The 2,875-nt window shown below is 42.2% G+C and carries 2 protein-coding genes; both read left to right on the top strand.

Annotated elements, in window-relative coordinates:
- Positions 1 to 699 (top strand): T6SS immunity protein Tli3 family protein (locus tag NNO02_RS22970; RefSeq protein WP_442867927.1); only part of this gene is annotated, 699 nt, incomplete at its 5' end.
- 213 nt (positions 700 to 912) lie between these two features.
- Positions 913 to 2,847, top strand: a complete 1,935-nt coding sequence (locus NNO02_RS22965) for a T6SS effector phospholipase Tle3 domain-containing protein (RefSeq protein WP_271455844.1) — start codon at positions 913 to 915, stop codon at positions 2,845 to 2,847.
- Positions 2,848 to 2,875: the final 28 nt, after the last annotated feature.

The raw sequence follows: 2,875 nt of genomic DNA, 5'->3' as shown, positions 1-2,875 counted from the left end.
GGTCTGGGGGGGATGAGCGGTTCTCAGAAGGTAGAAGAGTCACGAAAAGTTGAAACGGATGCTCCGACTCAAATTATTTATCGCATAGATGAAAATCGATATCTGACGCTGGAGAATTATATATCCTGTGGTAAGGGTGGACAGGTATATTACAATGACACGCAACGGGGAATAAAAACGCACCTGGGATGGGATATCGATTTCAATGACTTCTCATATCGACTTGGGAATAGCGTGGCAGCATACCAAGGGATCATTGTTAATGGCGCGGACAATGGGTATCTGGCATTTCCGGGAGCATCGACCGATCAGTATTGTGGTAGCGGAAGGTCAGAACGAGGTTGTCCTGTGTTTTTCTTCTTTTCAGCTGATTATGGAAAAACATTTATATATAAAATCATAGCTGAGGAGTACAACACCCCTGAACGCTTTAGTAAGCTTAAAGTGGTAGTGGCTAATGATGGGGTTTACTTAAGAGATGAGTCTCAAACAGAGAATGTGTATTCTCATCCTACAGGTCTTCGCGATCTTTATTCAGTAAATAAGTTAATGTTTTCTGACGGAAATTTAATTAGTGTTTATGACGACTGGCAGGGAAAATATTATGAGTTAGTAAAAGAAGAGCTGATAAGAAAAAAATGCCTTATGCAAACGAGTATGGACCAGGGTTTCATATATTCGACTATATCAGAACATTAACACCACCGAAAACTCATGAGGAAAGTAATTCGATAGCAAATGAATTGTCAGAGATTCGAATCAGGATTGAGGATGAGGTTTATAGTAAGAGGATTGAATTTCCGAAACTTTTAACGCAAAGTATTGATGCTAAATATCTATGTAATAAAAATATTGAAGCTAAAACCATCACGTATACAAGTGTGTCCAGTGGGAAAAAGGAGGTGGTGAAAAATGAACAGTAATTCTGAACCCATCCGGGAGCTTGAATGTAAATTTGATGATAATGGACATCCCACCTGGTATTCATTCCCGTCTCATAAAAATTGCCAGATCAGAGGCGGGTGTGATTTACCACCACACTTGCCTGGTATTATTATACTTGTACACGGTGTTAACTCGACAGGAGAATGGTTTTCAATTGCGGAGGATAAACTTTGCGAAGGTCTGAATAAAAGGCTCGGATTAAACGGGACAGATTATACACTGGTGGCCAATAAATATCTTTCTGACGATAAATTAGAGTTTGAACCTCTCGTATCCCGAGACTTACCTGAAGTTGATAAAGATAAATCCCCTGTTATTCGCTATTACTGGGGATATTCCTCACCTAAAGGTAATGAAGATAAATATGTTATACCTTTAGCTAATAAGGAAGGGGCTGATTATCATCAGTTAAAAATGCAGGGTATGCCTCATAGGAATATTCTTGCTCAAGGGCCATTTTTTTGGGGCGGAGGGCCATTCCAGAACGGGACAAATAATCTGCACTCTTTATGGAGTGAAACAGGGTTTAAAGAGAAAGTCGCAGGTGTCAAAGTCCAGTGGTTTAATGAAGATAAAGACCGCCTGTTAACCAATGCCCCGCCGCGAAAATACTACGCGCATGCTGCAAAACGCCTTGCAGACCTGGTTGACAGTATTCGTAATAAATATCCAAAAGATACAGTGACCATTATTTCTCATAGCCAGGGAACCATGGTTGCAATGGCTGCAGTCGCGATAGCCAGGAATGCACCTGATGCATTATTTGTACTTAATTCCCCTTATGCACTGGATCATAACGATCTTAATGGGGCGTCACTTCCGGCAGATGAATGCATTTCGCCAGAAGGGCGGCAGAATACGTTATCTGCCATCATTGATAAGGTGGCCTCCAGAAAAAATCATTTGTCATCGCTTGGCTATGAAGGACTTTGTGTCGGACAGACGACAGATAAAAAGAACTGGCAACCTGATGTTACACTTGCCGGGGGAAATGGTACCAGTGTTGCTGAACGAGATAATCACGGGCGCACTTACATCTACTTTTGTCCTCATGACCGTGTTATGGGGTCACGCCCGCTACGCTCAATTGGCTGGCAGGGCTTGCCCAATAACTCTCAGGGTCAGCCTCATCCTTTGCTGAAAAAGCATCAGGGAAATTTATTTCAGCGCATGTTAGCCCGTAGTACTCCATGTGGCGAAGCGCCAAATCTCGCAACACCTTTTGCAAAACTGCCGGATGGAAAACCATTCTGGGATGATAAAGGCGATAAGTATCAAAGCAGCAGTTTTACATACCCTGATCCCCCTGAGTGGCAAACTGTTTATATTAATGCAGAAGAAGTACCTGAACCGATGCAGGCTGCCACATTAGATGGTTTTGATGTATCGCGCGTTGGGGCTGAGCATGAACAAGAGCAAAAAGATGGATGGGGTGAAACAAAAAAGAATGCAACTCATAAAAACGACAATACCTATGACAACTATATCAACCTATATCCCAATCAGGATATTGTGATTGGATTTAAAAATGTGGGAACTGAATTTGAGCCCCGAATGGTGCCTGTGACCCGTAAGGAGACATTTGAAGAAAAGGATCTTCGCCTAAGAACTTATGTTTTCCAACCCACGGATCATAGTACTCTTCCGATGCGTGCTGATTTCATGTCACAGGTGGTGGCATATGATTTACCGATTGGGTATTGCGATGCAACCTGGGATAAAGCATTTATGGCCGATTTACGGCGAAAAGCGGATTGGACGCAGGGAGAGGATCCTTATCTCTTCAGTGGAATACCCGACAACGTGCCTGAACCTGATTTAATTAGTCGAGACACGGTCATTGATGAATTTAATAAAGCGCAAAGTAAGCTACCAGCTTATAGAACTGTAAATAAGGCATAAATATTTCACATTATTCTTAATGTTCAGC

The sequence above is a fragment of the Citrobacter sp. Awk 2 genome, from assembly GCF_028069815.1.
In the GTDB taxonomy this organism is placed as follows: Bacteria; Pseudomonadota; Gammaproteobacteria; order Enterobacterales; family Enterobacteriaceae; genus Citrobacter.
Note: the sequence above shows the minus strand (reverse complement) of the source record. Positions and strands in the feature narration are given on the sequence as shown.